Annotated in this window: 17 protein-coding genes; 12 read left to right on the top strand and 5 right to left on the bottom strand. The window is 36.8% G+C overall.

The genetic code is table 11. From position 1 onward, the window contains the following. The 5 genes from PSPO_RS17875 to PSPO_RS17855 are packed head-to-tail and all read left to right on the top strand — an operon-like array spanning nucleotide 1 to nucleotide 4,743. Nucleotides 1–1,605 carry a hypothetical protein gene (locus PSPO_RS17875; protein WP_010559177.1) on the top strand — a complete coding sequence of 535 codons (1,605 nt, stop codon included), beginning with the start codon at nucleotides 1–3 and terminating at the stop codon, nucleotides 1,603–1,605. Next, nucleotides 1,602–2,516, top strand: coding sequence for a TniB family NTP-binding protein (locus PSPO_RS17870; RefSeq protein WP_010559178.1), 915 nt, complete (start codon nucleotides 1,602–1,604; stop codon nucleotides 2,514–2,516). Before PSPO_RS17875 ends, PSPO_RS17870 begins: the two co-directional genes overlap by 4 nt. Continuing rightward, nucleotides 2,509–4,203, top strand: a complete 1,695-nt coding sequence (locus PSPO_RS17865) for a TniQ family protein (RefSeq protein WP_010559179.1) — start codon at nucleotides 2,509–2,511, stop codon at nucleotides 4,201–4,203. The genes PSPO_RS17870 and PSPO_RS17865 overlap by 8 nt, the downstream gene beginning before the upstream one ends. Before the next feature lie 28 nt (nucleotides 4,204–4,231). Further along, a complete protein-coding gene (locus PSPO_RS17860; protein WP_148665288.1) occupies nucleotides 4,232–4,531 on the top strand; it encodes a hypothetical protein in 300 nt (99 codons plus the stop codon). Next, the gene (locus tag PSPO_RS17855) at nucleotides 4,528–4,743 is read left to right on the top strand and encodes an MbcA/ParS/Xre antitoxin family protein (protein WP_010559181.1); all 216 of its coding nucleotides are present in this window, start codon (nucleotides 4,528–4,530) and stop codon (nucleotides 4,741–4,743) included. The genes PSPO_RS17860 and PSPO_RS17855 overlap by 4 nt, the downstream gene beginning before the upstream one ends. Before the next feature lie 228 nt (nucleotides 4,744–4,971). Here PSPO_RS17855 and PSPO_RS17850 read toward each other — a convergent pair whose 3' ends face one another. Together PSPO_RS17850 and PSPO_RS17845 are read right to left on the bottom strand one after the other, a co-directional pair. After that, on the bottom strand, nucleotides 4,972–6,219 hold the full coding sequence (locus PSPO_RS17850) for an STAS-like domain-containing protein (RefSeq protein WP_010559182.1): 1,248 nt from the start codon (nucleotides 6,217–6,219) through the stop codon (nucleotides 4,972–4,974). A gap of 1,028 nt (nucleotides 6,220–7,247) precedes the next feature. Continuing rightward, nucleotides 7,248–7,619, bottom strand: coding sequence for a winged helix-turn-helix transcriptional regulator (locus PSPO_RS17845; RefSeq protein WP_010559183.1), 372 nt, complete (start codon nucleotides 7,617–7,619; stop codon nucleotides 7,248–7,250). A gap of 120 nt (nucleotides 7,620–7,739) precedes the next feature. Between PSPO_RS17845 and PSPO_RS17840 the strand changes: the two genes are divergently transcribed. The 7 genes from PSPO_RS17840 to PSPO_RS17810 are packed head-to-tail and all read left to right on the top strand — an operon-like array spanning nucleotide 7,740 to nucleotide 12,669. After that, entirely contained in the window at nucleotides 7,740–8,321 is a 582-nt protein-coding gene (locus PSPO_RS17840; RefSeq protein WP_010559184.1) for an NAD(P)H-dependent oxidoreductase, read from the top strand. A 9-nt stretch (nucleotides 8,322–8,330) separates the two neighbouring features. Next, nucleotides 8,331–8,873: a redoxin domain-containing protein gene (locus PSPO_RS17835; protein WP_010559185.1), complete on the top strand. Its 543-nt coding sequence runs from the start codon at nucleotides 8,331–8,333 to the stop codon at nucleotides 8,871–8,873. Between the two features lie 8 nt (nucleotides 8,874–8,881). Continuing rightward, nucleotides 8,882–9,247, top strand: a complete 366-nt coding sequence (locus tag PSPO_RS17830) for a cupin domain-containing protein (protein WP_010559186.1) — start codon at nucleotides 8,882–8,884, stop codon at nucleotides 9,245–9,247. Next, nucleotides 9,247–9,888 carry a DsbA family oxidoreductase gene (locus tag PSPO_RS17825; RefSeq protein WP_010559187.1) on the top strand — a complete coding sequence of 214 codons (642 nt, stop codon included), beginning with the start codon at nucleotides 9,247–9,249 and terminating at the stop codon, nucleotides 9,886–9,888. The genes PSPO_RS17830 and PSPO_RS17825 overlap by 1 nt, the downstream gene beginning before the upstream one ends. Before the next feature lie 12 nt (nucleotides 9,889–9,900). Beyond that, nucleotides 9,901–10,455 carry a carboxymuconolactone decarboxylase family protein gene (locus PSPO_RS17820; protein WP_010559188.1) on the top strand — a complete coding sequence of 185 codons (555 nt, stop codon included), beginning with the start codon at nucleotides 9,901–9,903 and terminating at the stop codon, nucleotides 10,453–10,455. A 1-nt stretch (nucleotide 10,456) separates the two neighbouring features. Then, a complete protein-coding gene (locus PSPO_RS17815; RefSeq protein WP_010559189.1) occupies nucleotides 10,457–11,680 on the top strand; it encodes a low temperature requirement protein A in 1,224 nt (407 codons plus the stop codon). Nucleotides 11,681–11,724: 44 nt separating this feature from the next. Then, a complete protein-coding gene (locus PSPO_RS17810) occupies nucleotides 11,725–12,669 on the top strand; it encodes an ion transporter (protein WP_010559190.1) in 945 nt (314 codons plus the stop codon). Nucleotides 12,670–13,315: 646 nt separating this feature from the next. Here the strand turns inward: PSPO_RS17810 and PSPO_RS17805 are convergent. From PSPO_RS17805 to asd, 3 genes are all read right to left on the bottom strand, one after another. Beyond that, a complete protein-coding gene (locus PSPO_RS17805; protein WP_148665287.1) occupies nucleotides 13,316–14,746 on the bottom strand; it encodes an MBL fold metallo-hydrolase in 1,431 nt (476 codons plus the stop codon). Between the two features lie 124 nt (nucleotides 14,747–14,870). Continuing rightward, nucleotides 14,871–15,329: a GNAT family N-acetyltransferase gene (locus tag PSPO_RS17800; protein WP_040642558.1), complete on the bottom strand. Its 459-nt coding sequence runs from the start codon at nucleotides 15,327–15,329 to the stop codon at nucleotides 14,871–14,873. Nucleotides 15,330–15,476: 147 nt separating this feature from the next. Continuing rightward, nucleotides 15,477–16,583, bottom strand: coding sequence for an aspartate-semialdehyde dehydrogenase (gene asd / locus PSPO_RS17795; protein WP_010559193.1), 1,107 nt, complete (start codon nucleotides 16,581–16,583; stop codon nucleotides 15,477–15,479). Nucleotides 16,584–16,707 lie beyond the last annotated feature (124 nt).

The raw sequence follows: 16,707 nt of genomic DNA, 5'->3' as shown, positions 1-16,707 counted from the left end.
ATGACTATCGAACATACGCACAAACAACTTTTACTTGAGCAACAACAAATGTTGTTCAAAAAAATTGTCCAAAAGTATATAGCAGTCAAACACCCATTAAATAGAACGCAAGCTCATAAAAGACTGGAAAAGTTACACAATAAGCTTGGTTATGATGGCGAGCCGATTGGATACTCGACTTTTTGTCGTTGGTTGAATGAAACTTATGATTCAGCATATATCGCGCAAAGACAAGATGGTCGTGTCGCTGGTAAAAGAGCTAGGCAAACAAAACTGAAGTCTAATGAAATGTTCGCGTTTATGGCAAACGTGCAAGTAGATTGTCTTCATGCCCCTATATTTTTTATCGATTCTTATTCATACAAACCTCTAGATAATGTTCCGATAGAATACTTTTCTCATGAGCAAGTCACTACTTGTCTCCTTGCAAATACTACAAATTTTGAGTCTGGTTCTGAACGGCGAGATTATTTAATTGAACACTTTAAATCCATGTTTTTGAGTAAACCGGATTTACATATTGATGTTGGTTATCCTAAGCCTTGGTATCCTTGTGGCTTGGTCATATCAATTAAGCTTGATGGTGCTAGTGCAAATAAATCAAATGATGTTCATCAATTCCTAGCTAGGTGGTTTACGATTGCGCATATGGCTAAAACGCAACACGGAGAGCAAAAAGGTAGTGTAGAGAGCTTCAATGACTGGTTTAAAGATAATGTTTTAAATGGTTTACCTGGCAGTTTTAATGACAAGCTACCTATTCATTTGAGAGACACTATTAACGCAAGAGCTAATGCGGCTTTAACAATCCGTGAATACCACATAATTAAAACAAGAATACTGTTAGACTATTTATATAGTAAGCACAAAGACAGTAAAACAGGACAAACTTTTTCACGTGAAGAGGAATGGATTAATCAATGTAGTTACAACCCTCCCCCCTATGTTGAAGATGTAGACGAGCTTTGCCTTTTCGGTGGTGTTAAAGAGCACCGTACAATAAACGCTAACGAAGGTATAACAATTATTCGTAACGGTATTGCTTATTGGTACAACGATACTGAACTTCAAACGTTGCGTAGATACCTTAGTCGTTCTATGGGAAAAAAATTCAGCGGTGAAGTAAGCGTTACCTATTCAATAATAAACGAATACTTTATTTGGGTGCTCAACCCAAAAACTAAAGCGATGCTCAAAATACCTATGGTAACCCCACCAAAGCAGACACCAAGAAATTCTGAAAATGACGACTTTTTGAATGAGATTCGAGATTACGATAACTCAATCGATCTAACTTCTATGACAAACGATGAAATCATTAACCATGCAGTTAAGCGAAAGCACAAAATTTTAGATTTTAAAAAAAGACGGAAACAAGCTTCAAAAAAACACGCTATCGATAGTAAAGAAGCACTTAACATCGAGTCACAAAAAGCTAAAGACTACAAAGAGAATCAAAGATTAGAAGCTATACAAGCAGTAAAGATAGATACAGGTGAAGCTGCTCAAATAAAGCCGACAACGACAGATGAAACGCCTACCTCACAAAATTATATAAACCAAGAAGATTGGAAGGATGATTTAGATTATGGAGAGTCATCATGATCGACCAAACTAAGATAAATGCGTTTTTAAATAGCGTAGTTTTCCATCGAAATCTAAAGCAATGTATTCAATCTGTATTAAACGCAGTCAAAGCAGTTGATACTGGCCCTTATGGTGTTTGTATTTTTTGCGAACCGGGTACTGGAAAGACAATGCTCGGTGACTATTGTGCTTTAAAACTTAATGAGGCAAGCAAGGTAACACGCGAAAGAAAAGAAATAAGAGCGATTAAAATTAATTTAGAAGAAGGTGCATTGGTCACGGATGTTAAAAGAAGCATCATTTATAAAATAACGAATGTTTATCCTAATGGTTACACAAGGCAGTTTTTAAATAACTATCTACTAAAGCAATTGCAAGTAGCTGGTGTGAAAATAATCATTATTGATGAATTCCATCATCTATTAAGAGGTGAGAAAAAAATAGACCAAAAAGTCGGCCAGTTTGTAAAGTCGCTTATAAGTACATATGGTGTGTCTGTTTTATTACTTGGGGTTCCGAGAGCTAAGAAAATACTTGAATTAGATCGCGAACTATTTTCAAGAGTTGTATATGGTGGAGTATTAAATTTATTAAATTGTAGAACAGACGAATCAAAAGCATACTTTTGCGAATTTTTACGTGTTTATAGCGTTAACTTCCCCACCCCTATAATAGACCTGTCAACAGAAAATATTGCTTATCGGATGGAGCTTGCTACTGGCGGCGACTTGAGACGGATACGTCTTCTTTTCCAGCAAGTGTTATTAACAGTTAAAGATAATGAAAAAGTAACACTTGAACATTTAGATGAAGCGCATCGTAGTATTGCACCACCAAATTTAAATACACAAAAGAAACATGAAACAGTGTGGCCGTTCTCTAAAAAAACTTCATTAAAAGAAGTTAAAACTGCGTTGACATATGAATAGCCCCTTCGAATTTACTTATGCGCCACTACCTTTTACAGATGAGTCACTTAGGGGCTACTTTGAACGATTGAATACCGTTAACGGTATGAAAGGTGCTCAAAATATTTGTAACAACCTAGCTACTACTTATATACCCGCAACCCGCCCTTATTCAAATCAATTTAATAATTATATTGCCTATTTGTCCAAAGCAATTCGTCTCGAAACAAATGAATTAGCCAGAATCTTTTACAAACAAACGTCCATTCAATATGTAAACGAAATAAAGTCAATAAATACTGTCCATATGCATCACAAGGGGTTTAGGTATTGCCCTGTTTGCTTAAAAGAAAAGTTATACATGAAAAGTGCATGGGACCTATCCATCGTAACTGAATGTGTAATACACAACTGTTCATTGATGAACTCCTGTCCGAAATGCTCTACAAAACTAAAATGGAATAGTTGGAAATTGGATGAATGCAACGAGTGTGGAGAGTCCATAGTTGATAACGTTCAACCAAACAGCAGTCCTTCCTTGCTATTAGCAGTAAGTGGTTTGGTCAATAGCATGTCGAATCTAGCGTATTTAGAGGCATTAATAATATCTCTACGGCGAATGCATAGACCTTTTGATAACTTACTCTCGATGCCTAATTTAGAGAAGTACGATATCAATACAACGCAAGATCTTCTTGAGCAAGCGTTAGGATTACTGCATAGCTCTCATTTTAGGCATGATTATTTTCTAGATTTAAAAAGGATAAAGTTAGTTTACCGAGACATTTCTATAGATTCTGTTTTAGAACCATGGGAAGCGTTTAACTATGAATGCGATTACCGATATGATAATGAGTTACCTAATTGCCTGTACACACCTATTGCAAAGTTAGATGTAAAGGATGGTGTTACAAAATCAAGGTTAAATACATATAAAAAAGTGACTTCAACAACGCTTACCCATCAAATCACATCAAAACGTTTAGCACACCTTATTGGTATTAGTGTCGATGAAATTACAACACTTGTTGAGCATAAATATTTAAAACCAGTAACGACATCAAGAAAAGGCAATGAAGTTTTATTTGACCTGAACTTAATTGCTAAGAAAATTTGTAAACTAGAAGTACATAGTACTGACAAGTTACATCATCCAATCAACTTTGAAGAAGTACAAGTTATCCTCCCTTTGTTTAATGCAAACATAGCCAATCTGTTTGAGTTAGTCTTATCACGAAAACTCCCAATGTATTGCCCTGGGGAGCACCGGCAACTTAAAAACTGTGTTTTTGAACAACAAGAGTTGTTTGTAATATTGAATGAACAATTAAGCAACCCTTCCATAGATGTAGGTATTCATGCATTAACAAAATTATTTTTTAGTAATGAAACACTAATAAAAAGACTTGAGAGTGCTGAACTAATTACATCTAACCACTGGGGTACGAATTTTGAAGTACATGCCTCAGACTTTTCAAAATTCATGAACAAATATATTTGTTTAAATCGCGTCGCTTATTTCGCTGATATTGGTTTAGATGATCTCTACTCAAGTTTACAAAATTCAAACGTTGAACCGATATTTATGGAGAAGTTCAGAGGTAAAACACTTGTTTTTACGGCTAAAACTCTTTTTGTGAAAGAGACTATTTATAAAATTATTCGATATTTCAAAAAGCATGACAATAAACGCTACTTTGGATTTTGACAACATAAGTAATTTAATTGAGGCCAAAATGACAGATGCTAACACAAATTATAACGATGCTTTTATAAAGGTTAAGAAATGGGCAAGTCATGATAAAGAATGTCCAAGCCTTGTTATTTCTGAAGAAACAGAGCTCATATACCTTGCATACTCAACTGGCATGGGGAACTCTGATTGCACACCAATTAATAAACTCCCTAGCCTTTATCTAAAGATTATTGAGGGCTTATATGAGTCAGGGGAACTTAAAGTATCAGGTAAAGAGTTTTCGTTATACCCAGGTAGTGGCTTTTTTAGAAAACTACAATATAAACCGAGTAATATATGACTGATTACGAGCAACTCAAAAAATTAGAAGAAAAGCACCCAGATCTATTCATTGAATTAAACCGGATGTTTGGTAGCGAAGAAATTATACTAAAGTGGCTCAAAACACCAAAACCAATGTTAAGAGGGAAATCTCCTGTATCACTGTTAAAAACGCATCCAGAACAGGTTATGGATTATCTGTACAAGATTAAGACTGGAGATTTTTCTTAAACTGCTCATATATTTTGAGCTGTAGCAACTCATTTCTGTTCTTAGAGTTTAGTTAACAGGCAGTTACTTTCTAGAAGATTCTGCTGTTCGTAATACCTGCATAAACAGCCGCATAAAATAGCGGCGATTGGTATAGACGTTGTTGGAACACTAAAACTAATCATTGTGTAGTTTTAATGTTCCAAACCATGTGTTTTGATGAGCGGCTAGATGAAATTATTGTGCGACTTAATCCACAACTCCGACAGCCATTCTTTGGGCAATTGCTTTATCTATTAGCTGCTGAACCGTTGGCATAACATTTATGAATGTGAATTTATTCATAAAAGTTAGAGCACCTGTCTGCATAAATAGTTTTCCAAAGGCCTCATCAGCAAAGCTACTTGACATTATTGGTATATTCTTTAAATCAACTACAATTTGTGAGCCGCTTACCATTTTCTCTAAATTAGATAGTTTAGTTCTCACTGGTTTACCTGAGACTCTACTACCGAATGATTGTGCTTCTTGTTCGACGATAAAGTGAATACTCCCATCATCATTTCTTTCATATTCAACTTCAACAAAATCAACAGGGCTATGCTCTTTACCCTTAAAATTAAGAGCCTTTTCTAGCAAACCCTGCTGTGTAAAATCGATGGTAGCCTCAACCATCGTTCCCCCGTAAGGTATCCTTTCATTAGATATAGATAAGCCTTTTTTATTATGAAATACTAACTTTGCATTCCCTGCGTCAATACGAAAGTGTCCTTCACACAAACTGCATATTTGGTAACTACCAAATAGCCCATTTCCTTGACCTACTTTAGTATCCCTAGTAACCCCTTCTCTAATAGCTTGATCCAGCGCATCAGTATCTGAAGTAAGCTCGGGTCGTCCAAGCCTAAGTGATTTAGGTATGCCCATACCAGCATCTGCAACTACAAATTGTACCTGTTTACTATTCCGTTTAAACGTAGAGACTTGGACAAGCCCTCCAATAGAGGATTCAGAATGAACTAACACATTATCTGTAATCTCATTAATCGCCCACTCAAATGCAGCAAAATCTTTACGCTGCATATCAGGGATAGCACCTAATATGACATTTACAATTTTATTAACTGCTTCATTCTGTTCAGATGGAGTTTGATATTGTGTAGCGGGTATTCGGGAATGGCCTCTAAACTGTGACTTTTTAAAGTTCTTAGGATCTAGTAGATAGTTCCAGTTAGCATTTTTAAATAAGTTGAATAATTTCATGTCTTTTGGGGCTTTTAGCGTAAAGTCAATCCCCGCTTTTCTATATGCAAGGACCTGGGCACAAAGTGAGAGCATTGGCCCTGGAAATGCGCTAGTACATTCCTCCATATCAAGCACTACATCTCTGTATTCTGCATCTTCAATTGCTTGATGTATTTGAGATAGAAGCCGGTGAAAATCGTAAAGATCTCCTTTAACAACAATACAGTTTTCTTTTCGATAAACAGAACTCATTTTAAGCCTTCATCCTTAATTATTTTTCTGTAAATTTCACACACAGTATTTGCTTGCTTAGTTGCATTTCGCACAACAAACCGGACATGTGTATTGGCACGTTTTTTTGCGAGTATTTTGGGATAAGCCCAATCTAAATTTGTTAAAAAAACAATTCCGTATAATTTTTATCAACAAAGTCATAAGGTTATCAGGTTAAGTTTTAGATGTCTAAGTGAAACTACTTTGTTGAGGACGGGCATTGAGGTATTCTTGCCAAAATATAATCCAAATAACCTGCCAATTTTAAATTGTTATCAGAGAATTTGACTAAATACAGGTATTAAATTTTTATAATTTTAACTATGGCCATGTTTCTTGTTATTCCAATCAGTTAATGAATTGTAAAAAAGAATATTCTGAGAATGAAATAACTAAAAACCTTCATTTTGAGTTATTTCACAACATACTGATTTATCTTCTGTCAAATTCTGAATTATTATAGGAATCACCACGTCGTTGTAACTCAAATCGAGAATCTCACGCAACCCCGTGAGATTTGTAATACCTCAGTAATTCTGTGAGTAGAGAAACTTAACGCAACTTAAATATTTTTAATTAAAGTCAGAGCGTTTCTAATACTAGAAAATTAAAAAGTTATTTAAATTTTGTTTTCAATATCAAAGAGCCATATTGAGTCGTCTAGCTACTGCTAATGGTTAAAATAAATAACAAACGCTAACCACAATTCATTTTTGGACAGAAACGAGCTAGACTCTCTGTGTTTTATTCGTACACTTTTATTTTAAGCTTTCCTGTAAAAGAGCATTAAATTTAGACAGGTTGTCTACTGATAATGTCTCGGACCCAATTATGAAGAGGATCTGCTGTCATCCTTTTGTGCCACGCAACTATGATTTCAAACGAAGGAAGTTCACGATCTTTATCAAAATATAAACATAAACTTTAAGTTATTTAATGACATTGACTTGGCCAAATCTTGGTTAAAAACATATGACATTGTATTAAATGATGAGCTAATTAATAAGCTACTTTGAATTTAGCTGTACATCATTCGATTCTGACCAGGTTCTTAACTCTTCCAAGATATGTAAAGCTGACTTCCCAAAATCAGTAAGTTCATAAGTAACTGCGATTGGTCTATCGCTTATAACTTTTCTAATTACCATACCTTCGTCTTCAAGTTCCTTGAGACGCTGATCAACCATTTTCTTTGTTGCGCCGCCTAACATTCTAGTTAAATCATTAAACCGGACGGGCTCATCTTTTAAATGATATATGATTGATCCTTTCCATTTTCCGCCGATTAAACGCATGCCTTTTTCAATTGCACAAGGCTCTGTACATGCGTTATAAACTTTTTTTCTTCCCTTACTATCTGTTTCTATTGAACTTTCCACAATTACCCACTTATTTATTCTAGGTTACTAAAAGTATACTAATTGATTGTTGTTAAAAGGTACCTAAAATATACCACAAATAACCGTTCAAAATAAATTTTAATTTTGGAGTAAACACAAATGAGCAATATTTTAATCATCAATGGTCATCAGTATTACCCTTTTTCTGAAGGCAAGCTTAACAGTACCTTAGTAGATAAAGCAGCTAGCTTATTAGAAGGAAAAGGTCATAAAACGCGTGTAGTAACAATGTCTGAAACGATAGATGTTGAAAAAGAACTAGAGAACCATCAGTGGGCGGATTTCGTTATTTTCCAATCACCAATTAATTGGATGGGGGTTACTTGGTCTTTTAAAAAGTATATGGATGAAGTGTATACAGCAGGTATGGGCGGTGCTTTGTGTAATGGTGACGGTCGCCACCATGACTCACCTAAAGAAAACTATGGTATGGGTGGCACACTAACTAATACGAAATACATGATGTCATTGACTTTCAATGCGCCAGAAGAGTCATTTAATGACGAAACTGAGTTCTTTGATGGCAAATCTGTTGATGATCTTCTGTTCCCTATGCATATGAACTTCAAGTTCTTTGGTATGAAACCAATGGAAACATTTGCGTGTTTTGATGTGATGAAAAATGCCGATGTGGAAAATGACTTAAAACGTTTTGAAGCGCACATTAACAAACATTTTTAAGGAGCAGTCATGAGCGTTGAATATACCAGTAAGTTACATGCAGGTGCTAATTTTCCAATTATCGAAGCCAAACTTTTGAATGGCGATATTAAAAAGTTGTCGACTCCTGAAAATGGTTTGGATTGGAAGATGGTCGTTGTATACAGAGGTCAGCACTGCCCGCTCTGTACCCGCTACTTAAACCAGTTAGAAAATGCAAAAGGCTTACTTGCTCAAACAGGCGTAGATTTGATCGCCGTTTCTGGTGACAGTAAAGCGCAACTAGAAAGTCATATGGAAAGACTTAATGTGACCTTCCCTATCGCATACGGCCTTACTGTTGAACAGATGGAAGAGCTTGGACTGTATATATCAGATCCTAGATCGCCTGAAGAAACGGATCACCCTTTTGCTGAGCCGGGTCTATTTGTTGTGAATAGCGAAGGAAAGCTCCACGTAGTGGACATTTCAAACAATCCATTTGTTAGGCCAGAACTTCAGTCATTGATAAGCGGCTTAGATTGGATAAGAAATCCCGCTAACAACTACCCTATTCGTGGTATGCGTAAATAGGAGCGCCTATGAAAAAGGTTGTATTGTCAGCTGTTATTTCAACGCTATTGTTTGGAAGTGCGCTTGCAGAGGACACGAAAGTCGAATCTGCGCACATTGCGTCTCCAAATCACTATGAGCTGCTGCTTGAGAACGCGGAAGTTATGGTGCTCAAGATGACACTAAAACCAGGTGAACAGGATAATTGGCATAAACACAATGCTGAGACTGTTTACTTCGAAAAAGGTGGCAAGGCGACGATAACAACGAATGAAAAAGACATGACTTTGGAGATCCCAGACGGCTATGTTATGTGGCATGACCAATGGGAACACCAAGTTAAAAATGTTGGTGACACAACAATCACTGCAATTATCGTTGAAAAGAGAAAATGATGTCAAAGATACAAATTAACATTGATATCGTTTCTGATGTGGTTTGCCCTTGGTGTGTCATTGGCTATGGCCGCTTAAAAGCGGCATTGGCCAATTTTGACACTAAATTCGACGTTAATATTGTCTGGCACCCCTTCGAGCTTAACCCCAATATGCCGAACGAAGGTGAAAACCTAAGACAACATTTGTCAAAAAAGTACGGAACTACATTAGAAGGCAGCATTCGAGCCAGGGCCATGTTGACTGAAGAAGGCAAGAAAGTCGGCTTCACGTTTAACTACTTTGATGAAATGAAAATGCTTAACACCCATCAATGCCATCAGCTACTTCATTGGGCGAAAGAAAGTGATTTGCAAAACCAATTAGCAGAAGCACTTTTTGAGCATTTTTTCAGTAATAGAGGCACATTTACAGCATCTGAACTTATCCAGATTGTTGACAAGGTTGGCTTGAATTCTCACCAAGCTCAGTCTGTATTAGCTAACAACTCATATAGAGAGGAAGTGAAGTTAAGCGAAGCGCACTGGCATCGAAATGGGATACATGGCGTGCCATTATTTATTTTTAATGGCAAGCAGGCCCTATCAGGTGCACAAGAAGTAACAACTTTCGAACGTGTACTCAATCAATATTTAAAATAGAGACAACTTATTATGTTTACATATTATGAACCGGATACGGCTCCAGAAGAATCGAAACCACTGATGGAGCAATCTTTAGCTGGTTTTGGCATGATCCCAAACCTCCACAAAATTTTAGCTGAAGCGCCAGCAACGTATAAAGCGTACAACCAAACCTTTACAAGCTTCATGAAAGAAACAACATTTAGCCCAGTTGAGCAACAAGTTGTTTTTATGACGTCAAACTTTGAGAATAATTGCCACTATTGTGTTCCGGGCCATACATGGATGATGAAGTCATCAAAAATGCCAGATGATGTTATTGAGGCGTTGAGAAATGGCACTAAACTGCCAGACGCAAAACTTCAAGCGCTTCATGATTTCACAAAAGCCTTATTAGACAACCGAGGTCATATTGGTGACGATAAGTTAAATGAGTTTTTGAATGCTGGATATACTAAGCGCCAAGCTTTGGAAGTGTTAACCGGACTGGCATCAAAACTAATCTCAAACTTCACAAATGCGTTAACCCATACAAAAGTAGATGACGCTATGAAGCCGTACGCGTGGGAAAAGCCGGAGAAATAGTATGTCACTAGAAAACCATCCAATGTGGCGATTGCCAAAGCACCACTTAGATCATGATGATGCCCATGCCCATGCCCATGCCCATGACCATGTGCATTGGGTTGAGTTATTTTATGACTTGATCCATGTGGTCATTATTTTCTTACTTGGAAACTTTTTAAGTGACCACTTAAGTGTGGATGGTTTTCTAGCATTTGCGGGACTATTTATCGCTGTGTGGTTTGCATGGGCGGACTCTAGTGTATTTAACTCGCTTTATGTCAGCACTGATGTAAAACATCGACTCATCATGTCTTGCCAAATTGTAACCGCCATGGTTATGGCAGCGTCGATTCCTCATGTTTTAGATAAAGGCTGGATGTATTTTGCTCTTGCTTATGCAGCGAATCGAACGATCACCGCCTATTTATATCACAGAACAAATAAGCTTGGTGTTGAAGCAACAGTGCTTTCACGAACAGTAAGCCGCAACTTCTTTGTTCTTGCTATCGTATTCGCAATAAGTGCTTTTCTACCCGCGCCATATAATTTTGCGTTATTTGCTCTTGCCATACTTTCGATCCAACTTCTGTATATGCTTCCCAAAATTGGCGTTTTAGAGTGTAAGCGATTTTTGCCTCGGTTAGGGCATATGTCTGAGAGATTTGCTCTACTGTTACTCATTGTTGTTGGCGAAGGATTCTTTAAGCTAGTGATTACTCTTTCCGAAAAGGGCGTCTATAAAGTTACTCCAGAAGTCCTATTTAACTTTATGTTTGGGGGTATAGCTGTATTTGTTCAATGCTGGATTTATTTCGACTTTGTAGGCAATGGAAAACCAAAAAATCAAGAAAAATGGACACTTGTGAACTGGTGGTTAGCCCATTTGTTTCTGATGCTTTCTGCTGTGATGGTGGGTGTTGCGCTTGCTGGTGAAGTAAAAGTAGGATTTTGGGACCCATACCCGCTTAAATATGGTGCAATAGGTTGTATCGGGCTTGCCTCATATTTACTGTGTCTACTTTGGATTCAATTCAATATCGAAGAACGCATTGCTCATCGATTTGCTACCGCAAATGTACGTATGTTTGGTGTTGCTTTGGCTTTAGCAACATTAATGGTCTTACCCTATGTGCCAGCTTTAGTAGGTAATCTTTTATGGGGAACGGCATTAATCTCTCAAATAGCCATTCCAGTGACAAGAGCCTACCTTACATTTTCCAAAGAAGAACAGACTAAAGCTTAAGAATTACGCATTAACAGTTAACTCAAAAATTAGCGGAAAAATTGATGAGCAAGGCACTAACAACTAGAAAAAAAGTATACGACATTCTCGAGCATGGGTTCGATGGCTCGAGGACTAGTGGATTATTTAGCGGCTTTATCGTAGTGCTTATCATTTTAAATGTGAGTGCCATTATTCTTGAGTCTTATAAACCCATAGGCGAAATGTACCATCAAGAGTTTGTCTTGTTTAACATGTTTTCTGTTGTTGTGTTTACGCTAGAATATTTCGTGAGGATCTGGGTTTCAGTTGAATCACCGCACAGTGACCGTTCTGAACCTATAAAATCAAGAATTAAGTATTCATTAAGTCCAGTGTCACTTATCGATTTGTTGGCAATAGCCCCTTTTTACTTATCGTTCATATTTGCAATAGATTTAAGATATCTGCGTATGCTTAGAATGCTTAGGTTATTGAAACTAACTCACTATTTCAAAGGACTTCGACTATTCATTGACGTCTTGAGAAAAGAATTACCCAGCATAGGCGCTGCAATTATAATAATGAGTGTTTTAGTAATAATGTCAGCCAGTGTTATGTATAGCGTTGAGCACGAGGCTCAACCAGATGTGTTTGATAGTATCCCTAGCGCCATTTGGTGGTCCGTAGTGACTATGACGACGGTTGGCTATGGTGATGTAACACCAATCACTTTCTTAGGGAAATTTATATCCATTTTTATCATGTTGTTAGGTGTTGGTATAGTCGCGTTACCTGCTGCTATGCTTGCAGCTAAGTTCGGAGATGAGCTGAGAACACGGAAACAACTACTAGAACGCGAGATAGCAACCGCACTGCAAGACGGTATAATTACGTCAGAAGAGCAAGCTGCTATTGAGAAATTATCTCAATCAATGGGGATCTCATCTCAAGAACTAGAGCAGGTAATATTAAACTATAACAGACACAATTCTAAACCTGTGACATGCACACATTGTGGTAAAACCTAGCTTTTTAGCGATTCAGCCTAAAAGATATAATAAACCAAGATCTCTAAATAATTTGGTTCACAAACGAGTTGGTTTAAGTCCACTCTGTAGAAGTCAGCCTATGACAGCAAATAACTGCGACTGCTCCTTCATCGCTCTATAGTGCCGGCTAATAATCATGTTTATACGATAAGCTAATAGGAGCTTCACCAGAAGACTGTACATAAGGTTTAAATTGAGGAAATAAATGGTTCATCTCACAGTAAAGGAATAAAGCGCTTCAATTTTTTCTAAATTTACACGATAAAAACAAGTCAAAAACTAAACTATTAATTGTTAGTTATTTATAAGTATGATTAGTCTGAGATTGAAATAACGAAAACTTCTAATTATGAGTTCTTTGATAACTTGCTGATTTATCGTCTATCTAATTCTGAATTCTTTCTGGAATCACCATTCACCTCTACTTAACATTACGCTAATACGTGTGCAAACAAGTTTATATATTTCACTTTACATAAGCCTGCTTTAAATTGGACGTTTACGTTTGATACGTTGAATTCCGCTAACGAGCTTAGTTTGCAACGTACTTATTATTTATATTTATAACGAGCGATGAATTTAACGCTGAAATTTACCAAATGAACTTTTAAAAGGCACACTCGCATTATAAGGTATTTGTTTTAAGTGATTTTTCCATTACATCTTTAGTGATGTTGTTATTTCTGTGATAACCAACGATGCGTTTAACGTTTAGTTTTTCTTGTAAAACGAATTGAATAAATTGATGACTATAGCTTGGTAGCAATTTTGCTATGGTGTTGTCGTTAGCGATTTCTAAAAAATCAGTTTGGAAAATAATACCTGCATTTTTAAAGTACGCAAAGCTTTGCTTTTTTGCCCGTGCGTTTTCTAACACAAAAAACTGGATGTCATACATTTTATGGCCATGTGTAATTGGCGAAAACTTAAAACGTGAAATATCATTTTTAAATTTTGCATACTGCTTAATGGCACTTATGGTGTAGCTATCAGCATAAACTGTTGCGCCATTGTCTACAAATGGCACTAACCCCGCAATATGATCGCTATATGGGTGTGTTACGTAAACGCCTGTAATAGATTTATCTGGTTGAACTTGTTTTATTTTTTCAATGATATCAACCGCCATATTGGCATTTCTAGGTACGCCTAAAACAGTAATATCATTATCATTCACATAAAATAATGTATTGTAATGATTGCTTTCATCAGTAATTAAATAAAGCTTGTTAGCAATAGAAGTTACTTTAAGCGCCCTATTGTTTGGGCTTTGTTTAAGGTAAAACCCTTGTGGTAAAACGAGTTTTTCAGGCTCTATTCTATCTATCGTATTAAACGCTTCAATTCGTGTTATAAAGCTCGGTAACGTGTCCCCGTTATAATGCTTAATTAGTGAATGCGCTAAGTAAAAACCATTATTGTATTTGTAGTCATCGTAAATAAAAATACGATTGCGCGTTTTATTATTAATTGAGTTTAAGCGTATCGGATTTGTGCTAAACGTATATTCTATTTCACTTTTTTGTGATGCGTGGTGAGTTAGAGTCACTTTATTATTTGCTTTCGAATACACGACATTTTGTGCAACGTTTTGTTCTTCTAGCAATGGATTGACTGCAAAAAAGTCAATATTCATCAAAGTTAGGTTTTTATAGCGCTCATAACTTTTCATATTCTGCGGCGCTGCACGTTTACCTAATGAAATACCGTTTCTTTCGTAGCGTAGACTATGTCTATCATTTTGAAAATGCACCTCATCAAAATACAAACCTCCAGTGTAATGATGCACAACATTTTGATAATAATGCTCGTTTGTCATATCAATGTCGGTTACTTTAAACGCTTTATAGCGAGTAGGAACCTTAAAGTCCCATGACTGATACGGGTTACTTTGCCCTAAATAACTGTGTGTTAACGAAAATGCTTTAATTGAACGGGTACTTTGGTAATGCTCTTTTAGTTCCTTTACAAACTCAGTAGCATTATTTGCATATGCTACCTGTGTAAAATTAAATATTAGTGACGCTGGGGCAAAAATAGTTAGGTAGGATTTCAAAATAAATTCCGTTTTTTCGTTTACACGCATCATTGCGAGCATATTGTTATTATTGATTAACTATTGCACAACTGTGAAAATATTGAAATCTTTAATTCGTAATTAACTCTTATTGTATTAAAGATTAAAGGGTAAGGGTCATGGGTATATCTACCATACCGTCTCTATTGCGTATGCCTGATAGTCGCTTAAAACCAAAAGATAAATAAACACTTTCAGCTGTTATTGCCGAATTAACCGTGAACTGCTTGGTATTATTGATACGCTCTGCATCACGCTTGATGATTTGCCACAAGGTTTTAGCAATGCCCCGCCCTTGGTGATTATCACAGACAAATAAATGATAAAGATGGCTATAATCTTTTAACCCCGCAACACCGATAAGTTGTTTGTTGGCGTTTTCTGCAAGCAAGTAATAGTAGCCATTTTGTAGGTTGTTGCTTACCTGCTTAGAACTCATTGAGTTCAGTAGTATGTGGTGAACCTTACTTTCACATGATGGTAATACGTACTTTACCGTTAATCTGCTTATCAGTTCACTAATCGCCACTGAATCGTTAAGTATTGCCTGTCTTACCAACATACGTGTCTTTAATTTAGAATAGGTAAAGATTTATTTTACATATAAACAAGTGCTTAGAAAGTAATTTATACGTTTAGATATGTAATTTTTAAATTTAAAATACAAAAAAGCCACCCGCAGGTGGCTTTAAACAATAGCTGAATAATATTAATCAGTAATGATACGTAACATTCTACGCAGTGGCTCCGCAGCGCCCCAAAGCAGCTGATCACCAACCGTGAACGCACTTATATATTCTGGGCCCATCGATAATTTACGAATACGACCGACAGGAATAGATAGGGTTCCGGTTACATTAACTGGCGTAAGTTCTTTACTTGTTACTTCACGTTCATTAGGTACAACTTTTACCCATTGATTATGTGACGCTAAAATTGATTCAACTTCTTCTACCGAAATGTCTTTTTTCAATTTAATTGTCATCGCCTGTGAATGACAGCGCATCGCGCCAATTCTTACACATAGTCCATCAACTGGAATAGGCTGCTTATTGCTACCTAAAATCTTGTTTGCTTCAACTTCCGCTTTCCATTCTTCTTTACTTTGACCTGAAGGCATTGGCACATCAATCCATGGAATTAAGCTACCTGCTAACGGCACACCAAATTGATCGGTTGGCAAAGTATCTGATTTAATTTTTTCAGAAACGAGTTTATCCACTTCTAAAATCGCCGATGCAGGATCAAGTTTGTCAGCCACTTCGTTATGAATTTCACCCATTTGCGCAATGAGTTCTTTCATATTACGTGCGCCTGCACCCGATGCTGCTTGGTAAGTCATTGGGCTTACCCACTCAATAAGGTCTTGCTCAAACAAGCCACCTAAAGCAAGAAGCATAAGTGAAACAGTGCAGTTACCGCCAACAAAAGTTTTAACCCCCTGCTCTAACCCTCGTTTAATTACATCAAGGTTTACGGGATCTAATACAATAATACTGTCATCAGCCATACGTAGTGCAGATGCAGCATCAATCCAGTAACCATTCCAACCGGTTTCACGTAATGCTGGGTACACAGCTTTGGTATAATCGCCGCCCTGACACGTGAGTACCACGTCCATTTTAGCCAGCTCATTGATGTCATTTGCGTCTAATAATGGTTTTGCGTCACCTGCGATATCAGGTCCAAGTTGGCCGGTTTGTGAGGTGGTGAAAAAGGTCGCATCAATTTTCGTAAAATCACCTTCCTGTTGCATACGCTCCATTAATATGGAGCCAACCATACCACGCCAACCGACTAAACCAACTTTTAACATAATTCTAATTCCTAAATAAAATGTAATAACTTTGATGCGTGAGAGTTATTAATGTTCTACAAAGTGCAGAAATTTGAATCTATCATTTAGACTTCTAGAAATCTACCGTATAAAAGGCTTTGTT

Source organism: Pseudoalteromonas spongiae UST010723-006 (assembly GCF_000238255.3).
Classification (GTDB): domain Bacteria; phylum Pseudomonadota; class Gammaproteobacteria; order Enterobacterales; family Alteromonadaceae; genus Pseudoalteromonas; species Pseudoalteromonas spongiae.
The sequence above is the reverse complement of the archived record's forward strand: the minus strand, read 5'-3'. Positions and strand labels throughout refer to the sequence as shown.

Coding starts and splice junctions, on each gene's coding strand:
- PSPO_RS17875 (WP_010559177.1), top strand. CDS start 1: ATGACTATCGAACATACGCACAAACAACTTTTACTTGAGCAACAACAA.
- PSPO_RS17870 (WP_010559178.1), top strand. CDS start 1,602: ATGATCGACCAAACTAAGATAAATGCGTTTTTAAATAGCGTAGTTTTC.
- PSPO_RS17865 (WP_010559179.1), top strand. CDS start 2,509: ATGAATAGCCCCTTCGAATTTACTTATGCGCCACTACCTTTTACAGAT.
- PSPO_RS17860 (WP_148665288.1), top strand. CDS start 4,232: ATGACAGATGCTAACACAAATTATAACGATGCTTTTATAAAGGTTAAG.
- PSPO_RS17855 (WP_010559181.1), top strand. CDS start 4,528: ATGACTGATTACGAGCAACTCAAAAAATTAGAAGAAAAGCACCCAGAT.
- PSPO_RS17850 (WP_010559182.1), bottom strand. CDS start 6,219: ATGAGTTCTGTTTATCGAAAAGAAAACTGTATTGTTGTTAAAGGAGAT.
- PSPO_RS17840 (WP_010559184.1), top strand. CDS start 7,740: ATGAGCAATATTTTAATCATCAATGGTCATCAGTATTACCCTTTTTCT.
- PSPO_RS17835 (WP_010559185.1), top strand. CDS start 8,331: ATGAGCGTTGAATATACCAGTAAGTTACATGCAGGTGCTAATTTTCCA.
- PSPO_RS17830 (WP_010559186.1), top strand. CDS start 8,882: ATGAAAAAGGTTGTATTGTCAGCTGTTATTTCAACGCTATTGTTTGGA.
- PSPO_RS17825 (WP_010559187.1), top strand. CDS start 9,247: ATGTCAAAGATACAAATTAACATTGATATCGTTTCTGATGTGGTTTGC.
- PSPO_RS17820 (WP_010559188.1), top strand. CDS start 9,901: ATGTTTACATATTATGAACCGGATACGGCTCCAGAAGAATCGAAACCA.
- PSPO_RS17815 (WP_010559189.1), top strand. CDS start 10,457: ATGTCACTAGAAAACCATCCAATGTGGCGATTGCCAAAGCACCACTTA.
- PSPO_RS17810 (WP_010559190.1), top strand. CDS start 11,725: ATGAGCAAGGCACTAACAACTAGAAAAAAAGTATACGACATTCTCGAG.
- PSPO_RS17800 (WP_040642558.1), bottom strand. CDS start 15,329: ATGTTGGTAAGACAGGCAATACTTAACGATTCAGTGGCGATTAGTGAA.
- asd (WP_010559193.1), bottom strand. CDS start 16,583: ATGTTAAAAGTTGGTTTAGTCGGTTGGCGTGGTATGGTTGGCTCCATA.